Below are 24,711 nucleotides of genomic sequence, written 5' to 3'. Positions count from 1 at the left end.
CGAAGTAGTTTTCTGTTCAGCCGGGAACCGCGATGACCGCGATAGCCAGCTGCGGAGAGTACGCGGTCAACAACCGGATTGAAGCCGGTCACATTGCGTAAGGTCCTCTCGGAACTTTAGCCCTTTAGGGAGTCCCGCCAGCTACACACTACCTGTTAAGTGAGTAACCTTACACTTCTATCGGATGTAGAAAAACCGCATAAAGTCGCGGTTTTTGGGCTGGCCGGTGCAGGCTACGGCGTTTGTTTCAGCGTCCCACGGACCGTTTTGCCGCCGTCGGAAATCAGCTGGTACCCGTCCCGCGTCACGAAGAACGCCACGCCACCGGAGACGTTTCCGCAGGCGACCCCGCTGTTATAGGCCGAGCACCGAAGCCCGTTCCGCTCGATGTTCTGCCCGTCGGCCAGTTCGCGCAGCTTGGAAATGGGGCCGTTGCGGCTTCCTTTGGGTCCGAACTCGGACTCCATTTGTGTTACGCCGGAACGGCACGCGCCATAGACCGCCTTATCCGGGGACAGCAGCACTGTCCCGCCCAGGTAGCCCAGGCCGGTGCCCGCACAGTCGTCGGCAATGTCCGCAACGTCCGGCTTGCCATATTTTGCCAACTCACAGTGCACCACCGGGACGACGGCAAACTTGTTGTTCGCCGCGTCCGCATACGTATTGGCCTCGTAAGGCAGGTTGAGGTGCCCACCACGGGACGAGGTCATGGCACAGACGATGTTCCGGTCGGCAGTGACGAACGCGGTCACGTCCCCGCCCGCGGACAAGGCCGTCTGTTCAGTGACCGGAACCTGCTGGAGCTGCTGCAGTGGAGGCAAAGGCGGCGGCGGAACATAGTCCGGATCCTTGGTGGCAAAGGAACAGCCCGAGGCCAGAACCATGACCAAGGCGGCAAGAATCCCCCACACAAACCGTCGCATGCCCTTCATTATGCCGTGCGGCCCTCAGGCATCCAGTTTGGTCAGCGGGGCGTAACGCAGCAGCAGCCGCTTCTCGCCGACGTCGAACTTGACCTTCGCCACTGTCTTGTCCCCCGCGCCCTCAACGCCCAGAACCACGCCGTTGCCGAAGCTCGTGTGGTTGACTTTGTCCCCCACCACCACCGAAATGACTTCCTTCTGTGGCTGCACCCTGTTGCGTGCGACGGCGGCCGGAACGTCTGCGTCGAAACCTGCGGTGGGGCTGGCTGCCGCTCCCCGGGAAGTACCCGCACCCCAGAACGAACCACCGTAACGGTTGGAGCCGATAGGGGCACTGCCCCAACCGCCGGCCTGGCGGCTCATGCCTTCACGCTTCCATTCCACCAGCTCGGACGGAATCTCCTCGAGGAACTGACTGGCTGGGTTGTACTGGCTCTGGCCCCACATGCTCCGGACCTCGGATCGCGTGACGTACAGCCGTTTGCGGGCACGCGTCAGGCCGACGTATGCCAGGCGCCGTTCTTCGGCCAGCTCCTTGGGATCCGTGGCCGAGCGCTGGTGCGGGAAGATCCCGTGTTCCATGCCGGTCAGGAATACCACCGGGAACTCCAGGCCCTTGGCAGTGTGCAACGTCATCAGCGTCACCACACCCATCCGCTTGGCCTCTGCCACTGCGGCGTCGATGTCCGCACCCGGGGCATCAGGGATCTGGTCTGCGTCGGCCACCAGGGAGACCTGTTCCAGGAACTCACCGAGCGTGCCTTCGGGGTTGTCGCGCTCGTATTCACGGACCACGGCCACCAGTTCGGCGAGGTTCTCCACCCGGGATTCGTCCTGCGGATCGTTGCTTGCACGCAGGCCAGCAAGGTAGCCGGTCTGTTCCAGCACCGCTTCCAGTGCAGCCGCCGCGCCAGAACCGGAAGCAACTTCGGCGAGGTCGTCCAACAGTTTCACGAATCCGAGCACCGCGTTCACGGAGCGAGTAGCCATGCCCGGAGCTTGGTCTGCCCGGCGCGCGGCTGCCATAAAGGACGTCCGTTCCCGCTCCGCCAAGGCGGCGACAGCGCCCTCCGCACGGTCGCCGATCCCCCGCTTCGGTTCGTTCAGTACGCGGCGGAGGTTGACGTCGTCGTCCGGGTTCACCAGGACGCGCAGGTATGCCAGGGCGTCCTTGATTTCCTTGCGCTCGTAGAAGCGCGTGCCGCCTACAACCTTGTACGGCAGGCCCACCCGGACCAGGACGTCTTCGATGGACCGTGACTGAGCGTTGGTCCGGTAGAAGATGGCGACATCGCCTGGGCGCAGCCCATCCTCGTCCTGCAGCCGGTCGATTTCCTTGGCGATGAACTGGGCTTCGTCATGTTCGTTCTCGCCCACGTAGCCAACGATTTTCTCGCCATCGCCCTCGGCAGTCCACAAACGCTTCTCCTGCCGGTTGGGGTTCCGGGAGATCACCGAGTTGGCGGCGCTGAGGATGTTCTGCGTGGACCGGTAGTTCTGTTCAAGCTTGATGGTCCGGGCATTGGGGTAGTCGGCTTCGAATTCCACGATGTTGCGGATGTCGGCGCCGCGGAAGGCATAGATGGACTGATCGGAGTCGCCCACCACAGTCAGTTCGCTCGGTTCAACCCCGCTATCGCTTCCCAGGCCCACAATCTCGCGGACCAGCGCGTACTGGGCGTGGTTGGTGTCCTGGTACTCGTCCACCAGGACGTGCCGGAAACGCCGCCGGTAGGACTCCGCGAGCGCCGGGAAGGCCCGGAACATGTAGACGGTCTCCGCGATGAGGTCATCGAAGTCCATGGCGTTGGCTTGGCGCAGCCTTTGGGCGTAACCCTTGAAGACCTCCGCCACGGCCTGCTCAAAGGGGTCGTTGTGGTTGGCCGAGGAAATGAAGGAGTCGGCGTCGATCAGCTCATTTTTCAGGGCCGAGATCTTGTGTTGGATGGCTTTTGGCGGGAACTTCTTGGGATCCAGGTCCAGGTTCTTGGACACCAGTGTGATCAGGCGCAGCGAATCCGCGGAGTCGTAGATGGAGAAGTTTGAGTTGAGGCCGACATTCGCAGCTTCCCTGCGCAGGATGCGGACGCAGGAGGAGTGGAACGTGGAGATCCACATGGCCTTGGCACGGGCTCCTACCAATGCCTCGATGCGTTCGCGCATCTCGGCTGCGGCTTTGTTGGTGAAGGTGATGGCCAGGATCTCGCCATGGTGGGCGCGTTTGGTAGCGATGAGGTAGGCGATGCGGTTACTCAGCACGCGGGTCTTGCCCGAACCGGCACCAGCCACGATCAGCAGGGGGCTTCCGGCGTGCTTGACCGCTTCTTCCTGCTGCGGGTTAAGCCCTTGGAGGAGCGCATCCGCGGAGGGCAGGCCAGAGGCGCCGTGGTTGCTCCAGCCTCCCGAGGCAGGCCCGTCGGAAGGGCCCGATGAGCCGCCGCTGCCCTCCTGCAGGCGGGCGCCACCCGCGCCTCCACCGGGGCCGGAGAGCTCCGGGGCAGCCTTGACTGCGGCTTTGGTGCCTGCTTTGAAGGGTCCGTCTGCGTAGGGGTCGAACAACATATCCATGGTGCCTACCAGTCTAGGCGGTGCCCCTGACAGTCAGCGGCGCGTTGTCCACAGGCCCGGGTTCCACGCCTTCAATGCACTAGTGGTTTGGGTCCTCCACCAGCCAGCCTCCTGCAACCAGTCTGTCCCTGAGTGCGAGCCTGGTCAGTGGTTCGGGACCGTCCTGGAACTTGCGTCGCACCGAAGCCAGGTGCTTCTTCACCCCATCGACGGAGATCCCCAGGACGTTGGCCGTCTCGGCAAGGGTTCCGGCGGTTCCGCCCAGATAAAGGGACACCACCTGGTGTTCCCGGGCCGACAACACCGGCCCGGACCGTTCGGAATCCAGTGCCGCCGCGACTTCCGCCGTAATGTAAGGCTCTCCCAGCGCTGCGTTGCGGATCGCACTTTCCACCACCCCGGCCGCCACGGTCTTGGGAATGTACGCCAGGGCGCCCGCCGCTATGGCCTGCCTCATGACAGCTGGATCCAGGACTGAGCTGCAGACCACCACTTGGGGTCCGGCGGACAGGATTGCCTGGATTTTTGCGCGCAGCGGCACATGGTCGCCCAGCAGGACGTCCAGGACCACGACATCCGAGAGGGCTCCGATGTGGGCGGCAGCCTCGGCCCAGGAAGCGAATTTTCCCACAACCCGGATCCCTGGGGCATTGGCTTGGATCCACTGGGCGAGGCCCTCCCGCAGGACCGCGTGGTCTTCGACGATGTCCACTTCGATGGTGGGTCGGGATAGTGGGTAGCGCAGCATTTCAGACCTCCCCACATATGATTCTGCCTAAGTCGTCACCATATTAGGTGACACGTTTCGGGGGAGACATTCATGGGGGCATGGATCGACCGACCGGTGGCCAGCCGGGAGGCTCTGGGTAGTTCGGATTTATTGGCCCGTGGCGGGGCCGTGGTCAGCTTCGTTTTCGTCGCGGCCGCATGGATCTACGCCGGGCCGGTCAGCGACGGGCCCGCTTGGCGAAGCCCCGCCACCACCGCTGTTGTGGTTGTCCTCGTCACCTGCCTTGCTGCGATGCTCCGCACCGATGCGTGGCCCGTCCGGCTTGTCACCGTCCTGGCCCTGATCACCTTGTCCGAGCTTCTGACCGGGGTCACGTTCCGGCAGGACTCCGACTCCCTGCTCCTGGCACATTCGGTTCTGCTGGCTACAAGCTCTGTCCTGGTCCTGGCGTTACGGAACACGTGGCGCTCCGTTCTGTTTACCGCGTTCCTCGGTCTGTTGGTATTCGGGCACACCTACGCTGTGTCCGTGATGCACCGCTTGGGCCCCACCACCGCGTTGACGGTCCTGGGCGCCTGGTTCGTCATGCTCGTCATCCGCCATTCAGCACCAAAGGCAGTGGCCATCCACTGCGATGACCAGGCGATCCGGCAGGAATCCGCCACGGCCCAGGCCCTCGCGCGGGATGCGGCCGACGCCGCCATGGCCCAGGCCCGGCTCCTCCACGACACGACCCTGAGGACGCTGACAGTGCTCGCCCGCGGCGGGGCGGGGGCCGACCCTGACGAGTTACGTGCCCTGCTGGCCTCCGCCACGCACGACGCCGGCGGGCTGGCTTCGGGACCCACCGCAGCTGCCGCTGCCGTCTCCTCGGCAAGCAGCGGCGACGGCGGGCCGCGCACCCAGGCCCGGGTGGCCGTCGTCGAACCTTCCAGTGTTCCTGAACTTGCCGAGGCGCTCAGGGACCGGGCCGGCCGCCAAAGCGGCAAGCTTTTCACGGTCGAAGTCTTTGGTGAGGCCGGTGCCCTGCCGGACAACCTTCAAAGGGCGCTCGTTGACGCGGCGGAAGAGTGCATGGTCAACGCTGCCCGGCACGCGGGCACGGACCACGTCGATGTCCTCGTCTCAAGGTCGGGCTCAGCGGTTTCGGTGCTGATCAGCGACGCGGGCTCCGGCTTCAACGCAGACGCTGTGCCAGCGGAGCACTTCGGCCTACGGCAATCAGTGGTGCAGCGCATGAACGATGTGGGCGGCCACGCCAGGGTGTTGTCCGCCCCCGGCCGTGGCACCACCGTGGTCCTGGACGTGGATACAGCATGAGGAGCGGACGCAGCATGAAGCCGGAACGTCCCTATATCTCGGGCAAGGCCGGTCCGCTGTTCCTTTCCCGCAGCATCCTTATGGCCGGGACCCTGACCGTCTGGTCGGTTTCCTTCGTCACGTCGGCCAACTCCTTGGACGGAAGTGACCGGGACCTGATGAGGCTTGGCGCTCAGGCCTTCGACCTGCTGGGATTCACTCTTGCGATGTTCGCTTCAGATCCAAAGACCCGGGCCTCCTATTTGCCTTGGCTGCGCCTGGGATGGCTAGGTTCATCCGTTGCCTCCGGATTCGCGACGGCCAGTACGGTCACCGTGGACTCCGGTTATGACGCGTTGGCGTTCAACGTCCTCATGGGGACGGCCCTGGTTTTTCTGTTGAGCATGCGGTGGGACCTGATGGGTTTCCTGTTCCTGGTGGGAGTCAACGCGGTCCTCAGCGGCGTCTACTACGCTACGACGCCTCGTTTTGGGTCCGGGGAAGGGCTCTTCATCTTCTTCATCACCCTCATTCCGGGCCTTCTGGGAGCCTTGGCGGTCGTCGGCATCCAAAGCCGACTGGAACAGGCCGTGTCCCGGCAGGGAACCGCATTGCCCTCCCCGGAAGAACGACCCGCTGATGTGCACTTACCCGCGCCGTCCGACATGTTGGCACAGACACGTCACCAAATACAGGAACTGTTCGCCAAGGTGGCCAGGAACCAGCACCATCCCCTGGATCCAACGGTGGCCGAAGAAGCACAGGCTTTGGCCTCACAACTAAGGGGGCAGTTGATGCTGCTGCAATCCAGTACGTGGCTCGTCGCCGCGCTGGGCTTGGCCAAGATGGAGTCCACGGTTGCCGTGGCTGCCCAGCCGGACCTCGCCGAGCGCATCCCGCAGGCGCAACGATCGGCGGTCCTGGCGGTGACCATGCTTCTGGCAACCCCCGTCGGCGGTCCCGAGCGCGGCAGCGCGGACGCCGGCGGCGCGCTCCAGGTCTTCCTTGAGCCTGACCTGGATGACCGCATCCTGATCACGTGGAGGGTTCGCAACCTTAATCCCAGCCGATGCACCCCCGCCCTGTGGAGCGAACTGGAAACCCTGGGTGTCCCCCGGGTTCAAACGGACCCCAGCGGTGCCAGCATCATGGTCCACGTGAAAGCGCCCCGGCAATGGTGACGCGGGTGCTGGTGGTGGATCACCACCAATTAATGATCGACACCCTGGATGCCTGGCTCCGCTGCCACGCGCCGGACCTGGTGATCAGCGCCAGTTCCACCGCCCTGCCGCCCGGGAACCAGGGCGAAGGCTGGGCCGCGCAAGGGATAGATGTCGCTGTGCTGGGCACCGTAGACAGCCACGAGGAGCTGGTACCAGCAGTGCGCCAATTGGTGGGGGCAGGCCTCCGCGTCGTCGTCCTTGCCACCGCCTTGGATGGGTGGGACGCCGGGGCTGCCTGCGCCGCAGGGGCCCTCGGGTACGTGCCAAAGGCCGCCGGACCCCAGTACATAGAGCACGCCATCCGCTCCGTTGCCGTGGGGAAGCTCTATGTGCCCCCGGAAGTCGCGGCCGTCATGGTGGACACGGCACCGGTTCGGATCAAGCTGTCGCTTCGTGAACAACGCCTCGCGGAACTCTACCTGGGCAGCCAAGCCATGCCTGTGCGCGGCGTGGCAGATGCCATGGGAATCAGCGAACAAACCGTCAAGGCCCACCTGCACCGGATCAGGCAGCGGTACGCAGCCGCCGGGATAAGGCTCGGCAACGTGATCAGCCTGCGCAAGCAGCTAAGCACTGACGGCTGGATTACGTAGCTCCTCCGGTCCCGCCTCCGGCATGGCTTGAGGTTCCGTTTGCTGCAGCGCCTTCTCCGGCCCGGACGCGAGGATGCTGATCAGTGCAACCAGCAGCGGCACGCATAGTGCCGCGTGGAACCCGGAGACCAGGAGCTGCCGATAGATCTCGGGCTGCCCGGACCCCAGTACGACCACCCAGAACTGCAGCCACCCTGCCACGACCACCACCACTGCCACGCGTCCCACGGCGGCCTTCTTGCGGAAAGCCACGGCGAGTCCAAGCAGCAGCGTCAGCAGTTGCATTGCCACTAAGGCAACGGGTGCCGACTTCAATGCGGTGAACAAGCCCAATACCACCGGGAAGCGGCGGTCCTTGGCGAACGGCTCGTGGCCCTGGCCCTCCATGAACGAACCGATGTAGCTCAGTTCAGGTGTCAGCATGGCGGTGATCCCGCGTTCGCCCATTCCAATGAGCCGTTCAGGATGGGTGAGGTAGAAAGCTGCAAGCCTGCCGGCGCCCACCTGTTCCTGGAATTCGTGGAACCTCGGGGTCAGCGCAGCCGACCTCGACGACGCCACGGTAGTGCCACTCGCGGCAACAAATCCCGGGTCAAGCCCCAACCACTTCAGGTCCTCCTCCGGGGTGGGGCTGTGGGGCAGCAGTTCAGCGAAGACCGCGTTGTAGATGTTCAGGTCGGCGGTGCGCTTCGGTTGCACCGCCATGAAGGCCACGGTGAAGGCTGCAATGGCCATGATCGCCACCAGCGGCATCGCGAACCGACGCCATCGGCTTCCTTCCGGCGCGCGGCGGCCTGAACGTCGCGTGCTCCCCTGCGGCAACCACAACAATGCCAACGCCAGCACAGGCAGCCACGACACCATCTCGGGTTTGGCCGCGATGGTGAATACGCCGGCACCGACCACCGGCAGGATGGTCAGCCAGCGGCTCCGGGCACCGTTCCAGTAGTTCAACAGGGCCACCAACAACCCCAGCGTTCCCAGGAAAGCCGCGGGTTCGGGGTAGGGAGAGATGAAAAAATCAGCAAAAACGCCGTCGGCCATCACCACGGTCACCAAGGCGGCGATAAGGACCCGGAAGCTGGCACGGCCCGGGAGCACAGCAACCAGCGCGGCGATCAACAGGCCGAAAACCAGGCAGCAGACGATGCCCACTGCGCGCATATCCAGACCGCCACCCCAACCAAAGAGCGGGGTAACCAGCTTCCCCAACCACAGGAAGGCTAGCTGGGACGAGTACACCGGTTCACCGGATCCGGCGGCACCGCATGCTTCACCCACCAGCGGATGGGGTGTCCAGCTGGGGTAGATGAACCGCGTGAAATCTGCGTAGTCCCAGGGCCGGACGTTACTTACGCCCAGGGAACAGACCAGGCCATTGCCATCTCCTTGGTCGGCCACCCCCACCGGACCCGGCACAAACAGCCGCACCAGCATCGCAATGGCGGACACCAGCCCTGCAACGATGGCCGGGGTTCGGACTCCCCCCAGGGTCAATTCTCCAGGACCGAACGTCCGCGCGAGGAACCTCCCCGCCATGCGCAGCGGGCCCGACCGTGGGCCCATGCCGGACCTCACAGGAACAGGAGCGAACTCCTCGACGTCGGACTTGGCTGATTTTCCAACCGTCGTCTCAACCATTGGCCACTTCCCCACTCACCGTGCCCGCAACGGGTGCAAGGGTCCCGGTCCAGCGTTCCGGACCCGCTGACTGCCGCAGTGCCACGCCACAACGGACAGCCCGCGCACCGCCGTCGACGCGCACTATCGGTCGAACTTCCACATCTGCGGGGAGAACATCCACGTTCAGGAAATCGAGCACGAAAGGAAGGCAGCGTTCCTGCTGCGCGACCAATGGCACCAGCGAAGCGTCCTGGCCAAACCAGGCACTGACATCCTCAGTAGTATGCGGCTCGGAACAGGACGTGTCCGTACCTTCGGAACCCAGCACGCCGTCTGTGATCTCCTGGACGTAGCAAAGCCGGATCGGAGCGGAGTCCGGCCCAGCCAGGGCGTCCTTGAGGTCGCCCCTGCTTTCCCTGGGAGCCATATCAGCTGTGGTTGTCAGGACGTCGCAACGGACGGTCCTGCTACCGGCCGACCAGTCAGCGCGGGTGGGATAGTAACCAGTGATTGCCATTCCTGTGGTGGCATCCCGCTCCGTGCCGCCAAGGTACCTGCGCAGTTCCGCAGCCGGGCACAAACGGGCGGTGAGGTTCTGGAGTTGCTCGTGCAAGGGACGCTCCGTCTGCTCGGACAGCGGCTGGGGCACAGTAGCCACCAGGAAAGTCTGAGTGGTGTGCGGCTCAGAACAGGCAACCGCCGGACCGGTATGGCTACTGGCTCCATATTCCTCTGGAGTCGAAATGAGGTAGCACTGCCCCACGCGCATTCCACTGTCCGTGAAGCCCGTGCCAACCTCCGCGTCCACCGCAGCACCGGCGCCGCAGCCGGTCAGGGCCAGGGCCGAAGCGAAAGCGAGAGCCGGGAGCACGGCCTGCCGTCTAGGACGCACGCCGCCCCCTCCGCTTTGCAACCGGGCGGTTCTTGCGGACGACGGCGGCACGCACCAGGACGATGATTGCGGCCACGAAACCGAAGATCACTACGAAGGAACCCAGGAAGTGGTGCATGAGGTCAAAGCCCTGCTGGCCCCAGCTCTGTTGGGCGGCAGCGATCATGAAGTACCGGGTCGCGTTGCTCAGGCACACGATAGCCAGGGCGGTAAGGGCAGCAGGCATGAGCCGCGACACGGGAATCCGCCCCATCAGGAACAGGATCCCCGCCAAGGCGGCGATGGGCGTAAGGAGAACCGCGCTGGAGCACAGTCCTGTCACCATGAGGGCATAGGGCTGGCCCGCCCCCACGTTGTGGAAGATGATGTCGTCCACGCTGTAGGACGCCCCGCCCAGGATCCCGTCGAAAACCGTAGCCATGAGCCATGCTTCCGCTGCCCTGATGTGGTCCTGCTGCAGCATGGCCACTGTGGCAGCGGCCAGGAACAGCAACCCGAGCATGCCTCCGCCACGGGCCTTCTGCGCAGGGATGGCGCGTGGCCCCCGGGGAACGTTGACATCACTGAGGTTGGCGCTCGCAGCCACTAGGCTTCCTTCGCTAGTAGTTTGACGTCGGCCTCATGGTTGCGGCGTGTTTTCGCCCACCCGTGGCGGCCCGTGATGAGGCGGTACGTTGCCCTCAGCACGGTGACGTAGTTCTGGTACATGTAAAGCCAATAGCCAAGGCCCCACGCGACCCCGGTCATGAAGTTCTTTTCCGGAGTGACTTGCCGCCTGTACACGAGCCCCCACAGGGCGAAAGGCAGGACGCCCGTTGCGAAGATCAAGGGGATGATGAACCACGCGGCCGAGATCCACGCCGCGAAACTGCCCATGGTCAGGGCACCTTGGGCCACCATGGTGACGAACAGGGTGGGCCACAGCACCAGGCCGATGATCTGGATGAAGGGCTGAATGAGGAAGTAGCTGGATTCGATGGCACCAACGTTGCTGAAGTACGACGACTCGAAGATCCGTTTCAGGTAGGTGCTGCACTGCATCCCGCCGTGGCACCAGCGCGTCCGTTGTGTCAGGAGCCGCCGCAGGTCCGGCAGAGCTTCCTGGGCCACGTGCGTGTCATGCATGTAGACCGTCTTATAGCCGCCCAGCATGATGTGGATGGCCAGTTCGTAGTCCTCCAGCAAGGCACCGTGCCATGGCTGGCCTGAGGTCCTGGCGATGGCATCGAGCGCAGACAACCGGGTGAATTGGCCGTTGCCGCCCAACCCGACCGTCAGCGTGTGGCGCCTCAGGGACTGCATGGCAGCGATGGTGGTCCTGAATTCCATGTCCTGCATCAGGACCAGGTAGCGGCCGAACGAGCGCTTGATCCGTTCCCGGCCTGTGCCGCCCTGGAGGTCGGGATCGTCCAGGTTGGACATCCAGACGGCGGTCTGTGCGGCACCTACCTCGGGGTCACCGAAGGCGAGCGGACCGGCCGCCTGCCGGAAGGCATTGCCGGCAAGGTGACCATCGGCGTCGACCACCAGGACGATCACCGAAGAACGGTCGACGCCGGCGGGCAGCCAGGAGTCCAACGACCGGTAGGCGGCGTTTAGCGCGTCGCCCTTACCGGTGCGGGCGAGCGGACGCCGGCGGCGGACCAGGTGGATCATGTCGTCCTGGTGGGAGGCGGCGCTGACGAGGTCCGCAGTGGCGTCGTCGCTGTCGTCGTCGACAACCCAGACGTGGGCCTGCGGGAATTGCGCCCGGAGCAGTTCAAGGGTCTTGCCGATCACCACTTCCTCGTCACGGCACGGGATGAACACATGCCACGAGAAACTGCCGGGATCGCCTTCGGGATCAGGCTTTCGCCGAAGGAACGGGACCAGGATCACCAGGATGTACGACAGAAAAACCACCAGCAGCACAAAAGCCAATGCCTGGGCGGATTCGAGTACTGACATGTATTTCCGATGCTTAGGGCTTGGCCGATCGGCCGGGATGGGAGGTAAGGGGTGGCGGGACGGCCCTTGCAGGAGCCGTCCCGCCGGTGGTGCTACGGGTTGGGGCCCGTATCCCGCTTCGCAGCCTTGAGCCTGCTGTTACGCAGGACCACGAAGCCGGTAATCAGCAGTGCGACACCCACCAGGATGACCCAACCAAGGGTTGGGGCACCGGTAACAGCGAGGGCGGTACCGCCGGCTGCCGTGCCGCCTGCAGTCCAGTTATGGCCGTACATGAGGCGTTCTCCTTTCGCTGTTGCTTGATGCGCTCACAGCGATCAGGCAGCAGCTACCGCAGTCTGGCGGCGCGAGCGAACGAACAGCCAGGTGAGCAGTGCCAGGAGTGCCACGCCACCGCTGATGGCCATGGTGTCGGTGTTAACCAGCGGGATGGCCGCCGCGTCCAGGTTGGGACCAACTGTGGCGCTGGCGAGGTTGACGGTGGCGATGGAGCCACCCGCAATACCAACCTGCAGGGCGCGCTGGGTGAAGGCACCCGACGGAGCTGTTTCCTGGACGTTGACCTTGGCCGAAACCAGGGCCGTCAATGCGTTGCCCAAGGGAGTGACCAAGCTTGTCGCCAGGCCCCCTACCAAACCGTTGACTGCCGTTTCCAGGGTGGTGACTGCAAGCAGGGCCGTGGTCTTGGCGACGTTCGGCAGGCCGAGCGGCGGGAGGGTGTCAGGCAATGCCTGAACCGCGGCGCGGGTGCTGGACAGGGTGGTGGCCAGGATGCTCTGGATCTTGGTTGACACGGCAGCCGGCAGGAACGAGACGAGGTCGGTCCCGGCAGGCAGCGAGTTCAGGTCCGCGACACCGGCCGCAGCCAACAGGTCAGCCTCGGTTATCTCGATGACGCCGCTGGCAAGCGGGTTGGTGATGGGCAGGCCAACAGCGGACAAAGCCACGTTGGCGGTGTTCAGCAACGGAGTGAGTGCTGTGGAGACGCCCCCCACCAAGGTGCCGCCAACGTTCGCCGAGACGCCTGCGACGGCGTAGGCACCCTGCGGTGCAGCGCCCTGGTCCTTCTTGGCTGCTGCGGCAAGGGTGGTGATGTCCAGGTTGAGGTTCACCAGGTCGGTGCCACCGAGGATGGCGGCGGTACCGGCCGTGATGCGGGCCGCGGGGATGGATGGGTCACCCGAGGTTGGGAGGCCCGCGGGCAGCGTGACCAGTCCGGGGGCGCCGCTTACGGTACCAGAGAAGGCTTCCGAGGACCCGTCGTTGACGGCCTTGCCGTACTGGCTGACCGCGCCAACCTGGATGATGCCGTTGTTCTGCAGCAGCGGAATGTTGCCCGCGCCGACGTTGACGACGCCGAACACGGCGCTGAGGTCGAGCGGGTCGCTGTCCTCGATAACCGCCGGCCCGGTGGGCGGAGTGCCGATCTGCTGGGCGGTTGCCGCGCCGTTGGCGGCGAGGTTGGCGAAGTTCGGGATGGCCAGGACGGAACCATCGATGATCTGGCCACTGCCGAGCGAAATCACGTCAGTGGGTGCTGCATTTGCCGCGGGTGCGGCTACGAGGCCGATGGCCAAAGCCGAGACGGCGGTAACGCCGACGGCTGTGGGCCACAGCTTGCTCTTGCTGTTCAAGTACTTCCCCCTTGCGAACGCTGCAGGACAGGGCTGTTCTGCAGCTGAGACCGTGGGGGCAGTCGCCCCCCGGTGCAAAGTAACAAGGGCAAGCGGTGGCAGTTCGCGGTGGTACCCGAAGGGGTTAACGCCGCTTTCGGGCCCCTAGGCGAACTGGGGAACGGAGGCGAGGGCCGCGCTTAAGTCGCGGACCGCCGTCGTGCCTCCAGCGACGAACCAGTTCATTCCGTTGACCTTCACGACGGCGGTGTCCCCACCGGCCGCACGTACGATCGCCTTGCCGGGGAGCCAGTCCCATTCGGGGCAGCTGTGCTGGAACCAGCACCCGAGTTCGCCGTCGGCGACGCGGCCGAGGTCGCAGGAACCTGAACCGAACATGCGCAGCGACGCGGCCGTGATGGCTGCGGCGTGCCAGGGCATGGCCGTGCGCGGATCGGCCAGCCACGTGGGGTGGATGTAGGTTGCGGCGCAGATCTCGCCCACCGCGCGGTCTCCGGAACCTGAAATGGGATCGCCGTTCAGCGTGGCGGCCTGTTCGTGTCCGCCCAGCCACAGCTTGTCCAGTTCGGGCTGGTAGATGGCGCCGAGCAACACCTCGGGGTCCACCACAGGGTTGCCACCGTGGTCCGAATCGTCACGCTTCAGGGCAATGGCCGAGCACCAGTAGGTGGAGCCGTGCAGGAAATTGTAGGTTCCGTCCACGGGGTCGATCACCCAGGTTCGGCCGCTGGTGCCGGCCACTGATGCGCCTTCCTCGCCCAGGATGCCATCTTCCGGGCGGCAGCGCCGCAACTGTTCCAGGACGTAAGCCTCTGCCGCGTGGTCGGCTGCCGTGACGACGTCGGACACCGACGTCTTCCGTTCACCCTGCAGGCCGCCCATCCGCATGAGCAGTGCCAGTTGGCCTGCTTCGCGGACCAGGGCGCTGGCCAGTTGGTAATCGTCGAGTGCGGGATCGAGTTCAGTTGCGGTGTGCCTGCCGGTGGTCATGGGTCCAGCTTATGTGGCGGGATAATGAATGACATGGCCAAGACACCAGCGCAGCGCATCAAGAAGCACGGAGCAAAGGCAGTGGTTCCCGATCACTCGCTGCCTCCCGTGATCAACACCACCACGCAACGCACCCCGCAGAAGGCCCAAAGCAACTCCAAGCTCATTGTGATCGCGGGCGTCGTGGCCAGCCTGTTCCTGTTCTGGTACCTGCACCTGCTGACCCTGAACCAGATGACGCAGCTCTCCGGAGGCCTGGCCATGCCGGACTCGCTGATCGGCGGGTTTTCGCAGGAGTACGTGGGGCAGCTCCGCGCCGCGATGGACGAGTCCGCGCGCGGCCAGTTGAACTACGTCCACAAGACCGCAGGTACGTTGTTCCCCCTGATTTTCGGGTTTAGCTGGCTGCTGCTGATCGGCACCAACGTGGCCCGCAAGTCCTGGCGCTGGGCCATGTGGGCCGCTCCGCTGCTGTTCGCAGTGGCCCACCTGTGGTCCAACGTGGCCATCGATTCGATGCTGGCCGCCGAAACGCCCGACGCCGGTGCTGTGGCTTTGGCTTCCGGCCTCACCATTGCGTCCTGGGTCCTGTTCCTGGTCAGTCTCCTTTGCGGCGTGGCTGCCGTGTTCCTGGGGCGGAAGGGCGCAAAACCCGCCTGATTTTCCGTGCTCCTGCCCGCCCAACGCGCCACCTGTTCGCGAGGGGCGACCGAAGACCGGCCCACCTCACCTTGCTGCGCTTTTCCGTGCCGTAAGCTCCCTGCGATGCCGCTGCACGCGCTGGGCGATCACCAGGCCCGCCGCTGCCAATCCAACAGTGACGGGGTAGCCCATCAACCGCTCCAGGGTTCCGGGCTGGGGCACATCCATTCCGGTGATCCCGCCAATAATGAGCGCAGAGATACAGACCAGGCCGCACGCGCCGAGGAACCAACTCACCGGGGTCTGCCGGAACCACAGCACGGCAAGCAGGATCAGGGCGAACCCTCCCCCGATGAAAAACATGAGCGCCCCGGCGAAGTGCCACGGCGAATCCAGGTCCTCTGGTACCAGGCCCACCAGCACTGTTCCCACACCGGCCACCCCGGTCAGGACGCGGACACCTACCGCCAGGAGCCACGGGACTGTGAGCACCCGCACCGGAGCGGGGGTGTTGGGTGCATCCCGGAACCGCCGGGCAGGCATGCCTGGACGCGCCGCGACGTACAGCAGCCCGGCTGTGAGGAACAGTGCACCAAGGACCAGTCCCAGGCCTTGGACCACAAACGATGCGTTCATGAGCAGATGCAACGGCGAGCACACCGACCTGTCCTCGTACATACCGCAGGACACCGCCCCGAGGTCGCTGATGTACCCGGTTGCCCTGCTGTAGGGCTCGGGACCAGCCCAGGCCTGGATCGCCGCAGCCTCGGCCACGAAGTACTGGACTACGCTCAGCTGCGCCCAGCCGCCGATGTTTGCGCGGACGCTTCGCACGTCGGGTAGGAACGATCCGGCTGGAGCCGCTGCGGTCAGGTGCCCTTTCATGGTCGCCAGCCTAGCCGTGTTCAGGCACTGCCCTGGCAGCTTGTATGCTTGTAGTCGTGTCCGGGCCGTGAGCTCCAGAAATGGGTTTCATGCCGTGGACGCAGGCCCTCGTAGCTCAGTGGATAGAGCACGGCTCTCCTAAAGCCGGTGTCGTTGGTTCGATTCCAATCGAGGGCACTTGAACCACCAGCACCCCACCCCGGACCTGCGGGCCTACCTGGCCGGCAGCTGGAACGTGGAGCGGACCCTCCTTGACCGGGCTTCCGGCACCCGCGGTACCTTTACCGGCGTCGTGCGTTACAGCGGGAACGCCGACGGCGGGCTGGACTACCGTGAAGACGGAACCATGCATTGGCCCACCCATTCGGGCGCGGCATTCCGCGAGTACCTCCTCAGGCCCGGGGCCGGTCCGGAGTCGATGGACGTTTTCTTTCCCGACGGGCGGCCCTTCCACGTCATGAACTTCTCCGAGCAGGGCCATGAGGACGAGCACTGGTGCGATCCCGACGACTACCGCGTCAGTTACACCTACGAGGGGCCGGATTCGTTCAGTTTCGCCTGGGATGTCCGTGGTCCTGCGAAGGATCTGCTGCTCGAATCGCATTTGAAGAGGCAAAAATGAACCTGATCATTGTCAGCGCCGTCTGCGTCTATAACGAAGCCGGGCACCTCCTGACCGTCCGGAAGCGCGGAACGGACAAGTTCATGCACCCCGGCGGCAAGCCCGAAGCCGGCGAAACCGCGGCCCAGGCTGCTTCCCGTGAGCTGTTGGAGGAAGTCGGGATCGACGTGCCGCCCGAGGAGCTCCAACCCGTGGGTGTCTGGCTGGCTACGGCCGCCAACGAGGCTGAAACTACCATTGAAGCCACCGTGTTCACGGCCCCCGGAACCTGGCTGGCACACCCTTCGGCGGAGATCGCCGAGATCCGCTGGCTGGACCTCCATGCGCCGCTGCCCGGGGACCTTGCGCCGCTCCTGACCGACCATGTGCTGCCCGCCCTCACAGCACTCAAGTAGGTCAGAGCTCCGGGACTGCTTCCTGCGCCACCGCCGTGGCTTCCGCGAACTGGGTCTGGTAGAGCTCGGCATAGCGTCCCTCGGCAGCGAGCAGTTCAGTGTGCGTGCCACGCTCCACGATCCTGCCATCCTCCACCACCAGAATCGCGTCGGCTGCCCGGATGGTGGACAAACGGTGCGCAATAATGACGGCGGTACGCCCCTCGAGCGCCTCCCCCAAGGCCGCCTGGACGGCGGCTTCGTTGGTGGAGTCCAGCGCGGCCGTTGCCTCATCGAGGATGACGACGCGCGGCTGCTTGATGAGGAGCCGGGCTATCGTGAGCCGCTGCCGTTCGCCGCCGGAGAGCCGGTAGCCCCGCTCCCCTACCACTGTTTCCAAGCCGTCGGGCAGTGATCGGATCATCGGTTCCAGGCGGGCCCGCCTAAGCACATCCCACATGTCGTCCTCGGTGGCGTCGGGACGGGCAAGGCGAAGGTTGGATGCAATGGTTTCGTGGAACAGGTGGCCGTCCTGGGTGACCATGCCCAGGGTGTCACGCAGTGAATCGAAGCGGACATCGCGGACGTCCACGCCTGCCCCGGGAGCCTGGCCGCCCAACCGCACGGCTCCGGAATCGACGTCGTACAAGCGGGACAGCAACTGCGCCACCGTGGACTTGCCCGCCCCGGAGGAGCCAACCAAGGCCACGGTCTGGCCGGGCTCCACCCGGAAACTGACGCCGTGCAGGACTTCCTCGCCGCCGCGGGTGTCCAACGTGGACACCTCCTCGAGGGAGGCCAGGGAAACTTTGTCCGCTGAGGGGTAGGAGAATCGGACGTTGTCGAATTCCACCGCCACCGGACCCGCGGGCACGGATACCGCGTCCGGCTTCTCGGTGATGAGGGGCTTGAGGTCCAGGATTTCAAAAACGCGCTCAAAGCTGACCAAGGCGCTCATGATCTCAACGCGTGCGTTGGACAGGGCAGTCAACGGAGCGTAGAGGCGGGTCAGCAGGAGCGCGAGGACCACCACATCGCCCGGAGCCAGTTGGCCACCGATGGCCAGCCAACCGCCCAATCCATAAACAAGTGCCAGGGCCAACGCCGAGACCAGCGTCAGCGCGGTAACGAAGGTGAACTGCAGCATGGCGGTGCGGATACCGATGTCCCGGACGCGTCCGGCACGGGCTGCGAATTCCCGCGATTCTTCATCCGGCCGGCCGAACAGCTTCACCAAGGTGGCACCTGGCGCGGAGAACCTCTCCGTCATCTGGGTGCCCATGGCGGCGTTGTTTGCGGCAGCTTCACGGCGGAGATCCGCCAGCTTCGAACCCATCCGGCGTGCAGGAATGAGGAAGATTGGCAGCAGCACCATGGCCAGCACCGTCACCAACCAGGACGTGTTGAGCATGACAGCCAGGGTCAGGGCCAACGCCACCACGTTGCTGACCACGCCGGACAGGGTGCCGGCGAACGCAGACTGGGCCCCGATGACGTCGTTGTTCAAACGGCTCACCAACGCACCCGTCCGGGTGCGGGTAAAGAATGCAATGGGCATGCGCTGAACGTGGTCGAAGACCCGGGTGCGCAGATCCACGATGACGCCCTCGCCAATGATCGAGGACAACCACCGGGTCAGCAAGCCAACACCCGCTTCACCCACCGCCACAATCGCGATCAGGACAGCCAACCAGATGACCGTTCCTACACCGGCGTTCGCGATGATCGCATCAACCACCTGCCCGGCGAGCACCGGGGTGGCAACAGCCAGGAACGCTCCCACGATCGAGGCGATGACGAAGGCAATGAGCTTGCCCTTGTGCGGGGCGGCAAAAGCCATCACCCGCTTCAGCGTTTCCTTCGAGAACGGCTTGGAACCGGACTTGGCAGTGGTGATGTTGTACAGCGAGCTCCAGGCCACGCGGTCCATGCTCATGGTTACTTCTCCTGGCTTGGGGTGTGATGGAGCTCCTGGACGTGGCCGTTGTCCACGTGCCAGCGCGAATCGAGCCGTACGTTTTCCAGCAAGCGACGGTCGTGGGTGACCAGCAAGAGGGCGCCTTCGTAGTTTTCCAGCGCCTCTTCAAGCTGCTCGATCGCGGGGAGGTCCAGATGGTTGGTGGGTTCGTCCAGCACCAGCAGGTTCACGCCGCGAGCCTGCAGCAATGCGAGCGCGGCACGGGTCCGCTCCCCCGGTGACAACGAATCCACTGTCCGGGAAGTGTGGTCAGCCTTCAGGCCGAACTTGGCCAGGAGCGTGCGGACGTCCGCAGCATTCCAGTCCACCAGCACAGCTTCAACCGCGTCCCCAAGGTTGCTGCCGCCGTCGAGCAGTCCGCGGGCCTGGTCAATCTCGCCGACAGCCACCGAGGCACCCATGGAAGCGTCGCCGTCGTCCGGTTCCTGCGTCCCCAACAGCAGCCTGAGCAGTGTGGACTTGCCTGCACCGTTGGGACCTGTGATCCCGATGCGCTCACCACCGTTGAGCTGGAGGCTCACCGGCCCGAGCGTGAAGTCGCCTTGGCGCGCGACGACGTTGCGCAGGGTGGCGACGACGGCACTTGAGCGGGGCGCCTGGCCGATGCTGAACTGCAGCTGCCACTCCTTGCGGGGCTCTTCCACCTCGGTGAGGCGGGCGATGCGGGACTCCATTTGGCGGACTTTCTGGGCCTGCTTCTCGGAGGATTCGGTGCTGGCGGCACGACGGATCTTGTCGTTGTCCGGGTTCTTCTTCATGGCGTTCCGGACGCCCTGGGAGCTCCATTCACGCTGCGTGCGGGCACGGGAAACGAGGTCTGCCTTGGTGTTTGCGTAATCCTCGTAGCGTTCGCGGGCGTGGCGTTTGGCGATTGAGCGTTCTTCGAGGAAGGCCTCGTAGCCGCCGTCGTATACGGCAACGGAATTCTGGGCGAGGTCCAGCTCCACCACAGCCGTAACGCACCGGGCTAGGAATTCGCGGTCGTGGGAGACCAGCACCGCGCCGCCGCGCAGGCCTTGGACGAACGACTCAAGCCGGGCCAGGCCGTCCAGGTCAAGGTCATTGGTAGGTTCATCCAGCAAAACCACGTCGAAGCGGCTGAGCAGCAGCGCGGCCAATGCCACGCGCGCCGCCTGTCCGCCGGAGAGCCCCGTCATGAGCGCGTCGGTACCCAGTTCCAGGCCGAGGTCGGCCAGGACGGCCGGGATCCGGTCTTCGAGGTCTGCGGCCCCGGACGCCATCCAACGGTCGAACGCAAGGGAGTAAGCGTCGTCGGCTCCTGGAGCACCGGATCCGAGCGCTTCAGCGGTGGACTCCATCTCCGTTGTGGCCTTGGCGCAGCCTGTCCTGCGGGCAATGTACGCGGCGATGGTCTCGCCTTCCGTGCGTTCATGTTCCTGCGGCAACCAGCCCACGAAAGCGTCCGACGGCGCAAGGCTGACGGTACCCTCCTGCGGTTGGTCAACGCCGGCCAGGATGCGCAGCAGCGTCGATTTGCCCGCGCCGTTCGCTCCCACCACGCCAACGACGTCTCCGGGCGCTACGGTGAGGGAAAGTTTCGAAAAAAGGGTGCGGTGGCCGTGACCACCGGCAAGATCCTTGGCCACCAAGGTTGCAGTCATTGTGTCTATCCTCCAGCAAGGAAACGCAGGGAATCAGGCTGCGATTCCCGCAGGCATGGAAAAACCCGTTGGTCCGGACTTGGGGGGTGTACGGACCAACGGGTTCAATCATCAAGCATAATTCAATGTGGCGTCAGCGTAAAATCGATTCGTACTCCCACTTCCGGTTTCCCGATGGGCGAAACCGGGCTGCCCCTGCGATACGTTCCTGAAAGTTCCACATGCCCTTACAGTCCAAGGCGTTCCAGCGCTGGCTTCACGGCGTTGCGCCCGATGCCAGCACTGCAGACGTCTGCAGGATCGCCGGCATCAAGAGGACAACCCTTGCCCAGCAGCTGGTTCGCGGCAAGGTGGCAGAATCCACCCTGGTCAGCATCAGTCGCGGCTTCCACATCAATCCCGTGCAGGCGCTCTCCACTTTCGACCTCTACTCAGAGCTTCGTGGCGACCCCGTCCCGCCGACGCCCTGCGAACTTGTGAGCCAGGTGGCGACCATCGATCTGTTACGGGCCGTGGTGGACCGTAGCGAGCCGGGTTCCACCCCTGCCCCGCACCTTTCGGAGCCGCCGCACCCCACGTCTGTGCGGAACTGGGTGGACGCGATCGACGACGGCGAGTTGCGGCACCGCGTCAGTCTCGCCACCGGGATCGCTCCGCAGAACTTTTCGGCCCATCTGACAGCCAACAGGCTTCCGCCCGAACTCGCTGTGGCAACCTCGCGTGCCGCCGGGGTGGGGCCCGCTGGAGGGCTCGTGGCCGGCGGACTCATCACCGAGGCGGAGGCCGGGTGGCCACCGGATGCCCGCAGGAGAGCCTTGGACGCCATGTCCCAGAGTTCACTGGTGACCCTGGCCGGCGAACGGCTCCTGGCGCTCGGTAAAACTCTGCGCCGCCAAGAACAAGACCACGAACGTACTGAAAGAATTTGGGAGAACCTCGGATGACGGCTGTCCTGCCCTGGGTCACGCTGGTTGTTTGCCTCGCGACTACCCTCGCACGAATCCCCAGCGCGTTGCGCGGCGAGAACAGGGATGTGTTCTACATCTTCTCGTTGATCACGCTGAGCATTTTCATCAGCATCGAAGCGCCGTACCTGGTCATTGACGGCTGGCTTGGCGGGATGAACATCGGCAACCTGGTGCTGCGCTTCCTCTTGTATGCGACGTTCTACTTCATGGGCATCAAGATCGCCATGGCGTTCGGATCAGCATCAGCCGTGCGCGCAATCCGCGGACCCATCGGTATCACCGCGGCGGTGCTGGTGGGCGCCTTGACCATCTACTTCTTCGCGATCACGGACACACGGGGTTCCTCGGCCGGCATGAGCGGCCTCACCTGGGGCCCGTCCCTGGATGGGTACGCGGCCATGGGCCGGCTGTATCCGGGATTCGTCGCGGCCTGCCTGGTGCCGGCGATCTGGCGGACAGTGGCCAGCACGGCTCCCGTGCTGCTGCGTGTGGCTTCCGGGTTCCTGCTCCTGGGTCTCTGCCTGCTGCTGCTCTCCCAGTTCTTCCCGCTGATTCCTTTTTCAGAGGCCTGGCTGCGGGTGCTCATCAACTACTCGGCGGCCATGGCCACGTGCATTGGGCTGGCCGGGATCTGGTTTTCGAAGGCTTACGCCCGTCGAAAACAACGACTCTTGGCGTAAGACTTTCACAAAAGCATTAGATCGTGGCACAATCATGAATGTGTGAAAGCGGCTGCAGCCTGACACCGGAATCAGAGAACGGGTTTCCGGTGGATGTGGCGCCCACCGGATCACAATTGGGGGGATGAGTGGTGGCGGGCTGTTGGGGACCGCCCCCACTCAGCCTTTTTAACGGCCAAATCACCGCCCCCACCGGGGATCCCCAAGCCGGGCCCCGCGTGATGGCTAAGATGGCACCATGAACAGCCTTCGCACCCGCCGCACAGTCCTCGCTGCCACCCTGGCCTCGGTCGCCCTCGCACTTTCCGCCTGCGGTGGCGGGTCCACTCCTGCCCAGTCCGGCGGAGACACCTCCCTCTCGGACGTGAAGTCCAAAGGCGAGCTCGTTATCGCCACCGAAGGCACCTACCGCCCGTTCACTTTCCATGCCGAGGGCGCCGGGGACCTGACAGGGTTCGACGTCGAGATCGCACGGGCAGTGGCCGACAAGCTTGGCGTGAAGGCAACGTTCCAGGAAACCCAGTTCGATGGCATCTTCGCGGGCCTGGAAGCCAAGCGCTTCGATACCATCGCCAACCAGATCTCCATCAATGACGAACGCAAGGCCAAGTACGAGTTCTCTACGCCGTACACCGTGTCCACCGGCGTGGTGGTCACCAAGTCCGATAACACCAGCATCAACAGCTTCGCCGACCTCAAGGGCAAAACCACCGCCCAGTCGCTGACGAGCAACTTCTACAAGATGGCCGTCGAAGCCGGCGCGAACGTCCAGGCTGTTGAGGGGTGGGCCCAGTCGGCCACGCTCGTGCAGCAGGGACGCGTGGATGCCACTGTGAACGACAAGCTCACCTACCTCGATTATGCGAAGACCACCCCCGACTCTGGTTTGAAGGTCGCAGCTGAGGCGCCGGACAAGACCGAGAGTGCCTTCGTTTTCCGCAAGGGATCGACTGAACTCAGCACAGCCGTGAATAAGGCCCTCGCCGATCTCCAGACCGACGGAACGCTGGCGAAGATCTCCACCAAGTACTTCGGCGCGGACGTCACCAAATAGATGAACTGGGACCTCATCTGGAGTTCCTTCGGTCCCCTGATTACAGGGGCCGTGACGGGGACCATCCCCCTGACGCTGGCGTCCTTCGCTTTTGGCCTGGTGCTGGCCCTGCTGGTGGCCCTGCTTCGGCTGAGCCCCAACGTGATCCTCTCGGGGATCGGTCGCTTCTACGTTTCCGTCATTCGCGGTACTCCCCTGCTGGTTCAGCTTTTCGTGATCTTCTACGGCCTGCCCAGCATCGGCGTCAAGCTGGATCCGTGGCCCAGCGCGATCATCGCCTTCTCCCTGAACGTGGGCGGCTATGCTGCCGAAATCATCCGTGCGGCCATCCTCTCAGTGCCCAAAGGCCAGTGGGAGGCCGGCCACACCATTGGCATGTCACGTCCGCAGGCGCTGCTGCGCATCATCCTTCCCCAAGCTGCCAGGGTATCCGTCCCACCGTTGTCCAACACCTTCATCTCCCTGGTCAAGGACACATCCCTCGCATCGTTGATCCTGGTCACCGAACTGTTCCGCAATGCCCAGCAGATTGCTGCTTTCAGCCAGGAGTTCATGGCCCTGTATCTGCAGGCAGCCCTGGTCTACTGGGTCATCTGCCTGGTCCTCTCCACCGCGCAGTCCGCCGTTGAGAGGAGATTGGACCGCTATGTCGCCCACTAACACCCCGGAACCGCAGGCCGCCCCGGTACTGGAGGCGAGGAACCTCGCCAAGGCCTTTGGCAGCAACCAGGTACTGCGTGACATCGACATCGATATCCGCCGAGGCCAGGTGGTGGCCCTGATCGGGCCTTCGGGCTCGGGTAAAACCACGGTCCTGCGTTCGCTCAACGGGTTGGAAATTCCCGACGCCGGCACCGTCACCTTCGGCCAGGGTGATGCCTCCGGTGAGCTTGCCATCGATTTCGGGGCCAAAGTGGGCAAGAAGGAAGTGGCCGCTCTCCGCGACCGCAGCGCCATGGTCTTCCAGCACTACAACCTGTTCCCGCACATGACCGTGCTGAAGAACATCATCGAGGGGCCCGTCCAGGTACAGAAGCGGCCCAAGGCCGAGGCCATCGCTGAGGCCGAGCGCCTCCTGGAACGCGTCGGACTTGCGGACAAGCGCGACGCCTATCCCTTCGAGCTTTCCGGCGGCCAGCAGCAGCGCGTTGGCATCGTACGGGCCCTCGCCCTCAAGCCGCAGCTCCTCCTGTTCGACGAGCCAACGTCCGCCCTGGACCCCGAGCTGGTGGGTGACGTCCTGGGCGTCATCAAGGAACTCGCCGAAGAGGGCTGGACCATGGTCATCGTGACGCACGAACTCGCCTTCGCCCAGCACGTCGCCGACGAGGTGATCTTCATGGACGGTGGCGTTGTGGTGGAACGGGGCCCAGCTGCCGAGGTGCTGCGCGCGCCCCGGCAGGAACGCACCAAGCTCTTCGTGAAGCGGCTCCAACACGACGTTTAGCCTTTTCAAAAATATGG

The 24,711-nt window shown here is 64.5% G+C and carries 24 protein-coding genes and 1 tRNA gene; 12 read left to right on the top strand and 13 right to left on the bottom strand.

Annotated elements, in window-relative coordinates:
• Nucleotides 1–233 precede the first annotated feature (233 nt).
• The 3 genes from J2Y68_RS04590 to J2Y68_RS04580 all read right to left on the bottom strand — a co-directional run bounded on the left by J2Y68_RS04590 (nt 234) and on the right by J2Y68_RS04580 (nt 4,239).
• Nucleotides 234–932 carry a hypothetical protein gene (locus J2Y68_RS04590; RefSeq protein WP_309990321.1) on the bottom strand — a complete coding sequence of 233 codons (699 nt, stop codon included), beginning with the start codon at nt 930–932 and terminating at the stop codon, nt 234–236.
• A gap of 15 nt (nt 933–947) precedes the next feature.
• A complete protein-coding gene (pcrA, locus tag J2Y68_RS04585; RefSeq protein WP_309990318.1) occupies nt 948–3,491 on the bottom strand; it encodes a DNA helicase PcrA in 2,544 nt (847 codons plus the stop codon).
• Nucleotides 3,492–3,570: 79 nt separating this feature from the next.
• Nucleotides 3,571–4,239 (bottom strand): response regulator transcription factor, encoded by a 669-nt coding sequence (locus J2Y68_RS04580; protein ID WP_257368885.1) that lies wholly within the window; start codon nt 4,237–4,239, stop codon nt 3,571–3,573.
• 72 nt (nt 4,240–4,311) lie between these two features.
• On the opposite strand from J2Y68_RS04580, the gene J2Y68_RS04575 reads away from it, so the two are divergent.
• The 3 genes from J2Y68_RS04575 to J2Y68_RS04565 are packed head-to-tail and all read left to right on the top strand — an operon-like array spanning nt 4,312 to nt 7,336.
• The gene (locus J2Y68_RS04575; protein WP_309990314.1) at nt 4,312–5,541 is read left to right on the top strand and encodes a sensor histidine kinase; all 1,230 of its coding nucleotides are present in this window, start codon (nt 4,312–4,314) and stop codon (nt 5,539–5,541) included.
• A 14-nt stretch (nt 5,542–5,555) separates the two neighbouring features.
• A complete protein-coding gene (locus J2Y68_RS04570) occupies nt 5,556–6,701 on the top strand; it encodes a hypothetical protein (RefSeq protein ID WP_309990311.1) in 1,146 nt (381 codons plus the stop codon).
• Entirely contained in the window at nt 6,695–7,336 is a 642-nt protein-coding gene (locus J2Y68_RS04565) for a response regulator transcription factor (protein WP_309990308.1), read from the top strand. The genes J2Y68_RS04570 and J2Y68_RS04565 overlap by 7 nt, the downstream gene beginning before the upstream one ends.
• On the opposite strand, the gene wsfD is transcribed toward J2Y68_RS04565, so the two are convergent.
• The 7 genes from wsfD to J2Y68_RS04530 form a co-directional block, all read right to left on the bottom strand.
• The gene (gene wsfD, locus J2Y68_RS04560; RefSeq protein ID WP_309990305.1) at nt 7,310–8,977 is read right to left on the bottom strand and encodes a glycan biosynthesis hexose transferase WsfD; all 1,668 of its coding nucleotides are present in this window, start codon (nt 8,975–8,977) and stop codon (nt 7,310–7,312) included. The two genes, J2Y68_RS04565 and wsfD, sit on opposite strands and share 27 nt — an antisense overlap.
• Nucleotides 8,970–9,851, bottom strand: a complete 882-nt coding sequence (locus tag J2Y68_RS04555) for a septum formation family protein (protein ID WP_309990302.1) — start codon at nt 9,849–9,851, stop codon at nt 8,970–8,972. The genes wsfD and J2Y68_RS04555 overlap by 8 nt, the downstream gene beginning before the upstream one ends.
• Entirely contained in the window at nt 9,841–10,437 is a 597-nt protein-coding gene (gene xrtS / locus J2Y68_RS04550; protein ID WP_309990300.1) for an exosortase S, read from the bottom strand. Before xrtS ends, J2Y68_RS04555 begins: the two co-directional genes overlap by 11 nt.
• Nucleotides 10,437–11,798 carry a glycosyltransferase family 2 protein gene (locus J2Y68_RS04545; RefSeq protein WP_309990298.1) on the bottom strand — a complete coding sequence of 454 codons (1,362 nt, stop codon included), beginning with the start codon at nt 11,796–11,798 and terminating at the stop codon, nt 10,437–10,439. Before J2Y68_RS04545 ends, xrtS begins: the two co-directional genes overlap by 1 nt.
• A gap of 92 nt (nt 11,799–11,890) precedes the next feature.
• Nucleotides 11,891–12,073 carry a hypothetical protein gene (locus J2Y68_RS04540; RefSeq protein WP_159703403.1) on the bottom strand — a complete coding sequence of 61 codons (183 nt, stop codon included), beginning with the start codon at nt 12,071–12,073 and terminating at the stop codon, nt 11,891–11,893.
• A gap of 42 nt (nt 12,074–12,115) precedes the next feature.
• On the bottom strand, nt 12,116–13,432 hold the full coding sequence (locus J2Y68_RS04535; protein WP_309990296.1) for a PVV-CTERM domain-containing choice-of-anchor G protein: 1,317 nt from the start codon (nt 13,430–13,432) through the stop codon (nt 12,116–12,118).
• Between the two features lie 144 nt (nt 13,433–13,576).
• Nucleotides 13,577–14,422 carry an inositol monophosphatase family protein gene (locus J2Y68_RS04530; RefSeq protein WP_309990294.1) on the bottom strand — a complete coding sequence of 282 codons (846 nt, stop codon included), beginning with the start codon at nt 14,420–14,422 and terminating at the stop codon, nt 13,577–13,579.
• A 33-nt stretch (nt 14,423–14,455) separates the two neighbouring features.
• Between J2Y68_RS04530 and J2Y68_RS04525 the strand changes: the two genes are divergently transcribed.
• On the top strand, nt 14,456–15,082 hold the full coding sequence (locus tag J2Y68_RS04525) for a hypothetical protein (protein ID WP_309990291.1): 627 nt from the start codon (nt 14,456–14,458) through the stop codon (nt 15,080–15,082).
• A gap of 66 nt (nt 15,083–15,148) precedes the next feature.
• Here the strand turns inward: J2Y68_RS04525 and J2Y68_RS04520 are convergent, their stop codons facing one another.
• The gene (locus J2Y68_RS04520) at nt 15,149–15,949 is read right to left on the bottom strand and encodes a DUF998 domain-containing protein (RefSeq protein ID WP_309990288.1); all 801 of its coding nucleotides are present in this window, start codon (nt 15,947–15,949) and stop codon (nt 15,149–15,151) included.
• A gap of 104 nt (nt 15,950–16,053) precedes the next feature.
• Between J2Y68_RS04520 and J2Y68_RS04515 the strand changes: the two genes are divergently transcribed.
• The 3 genes from J2Y68_RS04515 (at nt 16,054) to J2Y68_RS04505 (ending at nt 16,966) form a co-directional block, all read left to right on the top strand.
• Nucleotides 16,054–16,126, top strand: a tRNA-Arg gene (locus tag J2Y68_RS04515).
• Between the two features lies 1 nt (nt 16,127).
• Nucleotides 16,128–16,571: a DUF6314 family protein gene (locus J2Y68_RS04510; protein ID WP_309990285.1), complete on the top strand. Its 444-nt coding sequence runs from the start codon at nt 16,128–16,130 to the stop codon at nt 16,569–16,571.
• Nucleotides 16,568–16,966, top strand: a complete 399-nt coding sequence (locus tag J2Y68_RS04505; RefSeq protein WP_309990282.1) for an NUDIX hydrolase — start codon at nt 16,568–16,570, stop codon at nt 16,964–16,966. Before J2Y68_RS04510 ends, J2Y68_RS04505 begins: the two co-directional genes overlap by 4 nt.
• 1 nt (nt 16,967) lies before the next feature.
• Here the strand turns inward: J2Y68_RS04505 and J2Y68_RS04500 are convergent, their stop codons facing one another.
• Both J2Y68_RS04500 and J2Y68_RS04495 read right to left on the bottom strand, forming a co-directional pair.
• Nucleotides 16,968–18,881, bottom strand: a complete 1,914-nt coding sequence (locus J2Y68_RS04500; protein ID WP_309990281.1) for an ABC transporter ATP-binding protein — start codon at nt 18,879–18,881, stop codon at nt 16,968–16,970.
• 2 nt (nt 18,882–18,883) lie between these two features.
• Complete coding sequence (locus J2Y68_RS04495) at nt 18,884–20,545, bottom strand: ABC-F family ATP-binding cassette domain-containing protein (RefSeq protein ID WP_309990279.1); 1,662 nt, start codon at nt 20,543–20,545, stop codon at nt 18,884–18,886.
• A 221-nt stretch (nt 20,546–20,766) separates the two neighbouring features.
• Between J2Y68_RS04495 and J2Y68_RS04490 the strand changes: the two genes are divergently transcribed.
• The 5 genes from J2Y68_RS04490 (at nt 20,767) to J2Y68_RS04470 (ending at nt 24,694) form a co-directional block, all read left to right on the top strand.
• Nucleotides 20,767–21,489: a hypothetical protein gene (locus J2Y68_RS04490; RefSeq protein ID WP_309990277.1), complete on the top strand. Its 723-nt coding sequence runs from the start codon at nt 20,767–20,769 to the stop codon at nt 21,487–21,489.
• On the top strand, nt 21,486–22,193 hold the full coding sequence (locus J2Y68_RS04485) for a hypothetical protein (protein ID WP_309990274.1): 708 nt from the start codon (nt 21,486–21,488) through the stop codon (nt 22,191–22,193). The genes J2Y68_RS04490 and J2Y68_RS04485 overlap by 4 nt, the downstream gene beginning before the upstream one ends.
• Nucleotides 22,194–22,431: 238 nt before the next feature.
• Nucleotides 22,432–23,247, top strand: coding sequence for an amino acid ABC transporter substrate-binding protein (locus tag J2Y68_RS04480; protein WP_309990272.1), 816 nt, complete (start codon nt 22,432–22,434; stop codon nt 23,245–23,247).
• On the top strand, nt 23,248–23,907 hold the full coding sequence (locus J2Y68_RS04475; RefSeq protein WP_309990269.1) for an amino acid ABC transporter permease: 660 nt from the start codon (nt 23,248–23,250) through the stop codon (nt 23,905–23,907).
• Complete coding sequence (locus tag J2Y68_RS04470; RefSeq protein ID WP_309990266.1) at nt 23,894–24,694, top strand: amino acid ABC transporter ATP-binding protein; 801 nt, start codon at nt 23,894–23,896, stop codon at nt 24,692–24,694. Before J2Y68_RS04475 ends, J2Y68_RS04470 begins: the two co-directional genes overlap by 14 nt.
• Nucleotides 24,695–24,711: the final 17 nt, after the last annotated feature.

The organism is Paenarthrobacter nitroguajacolicus, assembly GCF_031455195.1.
Lineage (GTDB): Bacteria > Actinomycetota > Actinomycetes > Actinomycetales > Micrococcaceae > Arthrobacter > Arthrobacter nitroguajacolicus_D.
The sequence above is the reverse complement of the archived record's forward strand: the minus strand, read 5'-3'. Positions and strand labels throughout refer to the sequence as shown.

Coding starts and splice junctions, on each gene's coding strand:
- J2Y68_RS04580 (WP_257368885.1), bottom strand. CDS start 4,239: ATGCTGCGCTACCCACTATCCCGACCCACCATCGAAGTGGACATCGTC.
- J2Y68_RS04525 (WP_309990291.1), top strand. CDS start 14,456: ATGGCCAAGACACCAGCGCAGCGCATCAAGAAGCACGGAGCAAAGGCA.
- J2Y68_RS04520 (WP_309990288.1), bottom strand. CDS start 15,949: ATGAAAGGGCACCTGACCGCAGCGGCTCCAGCCGGATCGTTCCTACCC.
- J2Y68_RS04590 (WP_309990321.1), bottom strand. CDS start 932: ATGAAGGGCATGCGACGGTTTGTGTGGGGGATTCTTGCCGCCTTGGTC.
- J2Y68_RS04530 (WP_309990294.1), bottom strand. CDS start 14,422: ATGACCACCGGCAGGCACACCGCAACTGAACTCGATCCCGCACTCGAC.
- J2Y68_RS04540 (WP_159703403.1), bottom strand. CDS start 12,073: ATGTACGGCCATAACTGGACTGCAGGCGGCACGGCAGCCGGCGGTACC.
- J2Y68_RS04495 (WP_309990279.1), bottom strand. CDS start 20,545: ATGACTGCAACCTTGGTGGCCAAGGATCTTGCCGGTGGTCACGGCCAC.
- J2Y68_RS04570 (WP_309990311.1), top strand. CDS start 5,556: ATGAAGCCGGAACGTCCCTATATCTCGGGCAAGGCCGGTCCGCTGTTC.
- J2Y68_RS04500 (WP_309990281.1), bottom strand. CDS start 18,881: ATGAGCATGGACCGCGTGGCCTGGAGCTCGCTGTACAACATCACCACT.
- J2Y68_RS04490 (WP_309990277.1), top strand. CDS start 20,767: ATGCCCTTACAGTCCAAGGCGTTCCAGCGCTGGCTTCACGGCGTTGCG.
- J2Y68_RS04470 (WP_309990266.1), top strand. CDS start 23,894: ATGTCGCCCACTAACACCCCGGAACCGCAGGCCGCCCCGGTACTGGAG.
- J2Y68_RS04575 (WP_309990314.1), top strand. CDS start 4,312: ATGGGGGCATGGATCGACCGACCGGTGGCCAGCCGGGAGGCTCTGGGT.
- J2Y68_RS04545 (WP_309990298.1), bottom strand. CDS start 11,798: ATGTCAGTACTCGAATCCGCCCAGGCATTGGCTTTTGTGCTGCTGGTG.
- J2Y68_RS04485 (WP_309990274.1), top strand. CDS start 21,486: ATGACGGCTGTCCTGCCCTGGGTCACGCTGGTTGTTTGCCTCGCGACT.
- pcrA (WP_309990318.1), bottom strand. CDS start 3,491: ATGGATATGTTGTTCGACCCCTACGCAGACGGACCCTTCAAAGCAGGC.
- J2Y68_RS04480 (WP_309990272.1), top strand. CDS start 22,432: ATGAACAGCCTTCGCACCCGCCGCACAGTCCTCGCTGCCACCCTGGCC.
- J2Y68_RS04565 (WP_309990308.1), top strand. CDS start 6,695: ATGGTGACGCGGGTGCTGGTGGTGGATCACCACCAATTAATGATCGAC.
- J2Y68_RS04505 (WP_309990282.1), top strand. CDS start 16,568: ATGAACCTGATCATTGTCAGCGCCGTCTGCGTCTATAACGAAGCCGGG.
- wsfD (WP_309990305.1), bottom strand. CDS start 8,977: ATGGTTGAGACGACGGTTGGAAAATCAGCCAAGTCCGACGTCGAGGAG.
- J2Y68_RS04475 (WP_309990269.1), top strand. CDS start 23,248: ATGAACTGGGACCTCATCTGGAGTTCCTTCGGTCCCCTGATTACAGGG.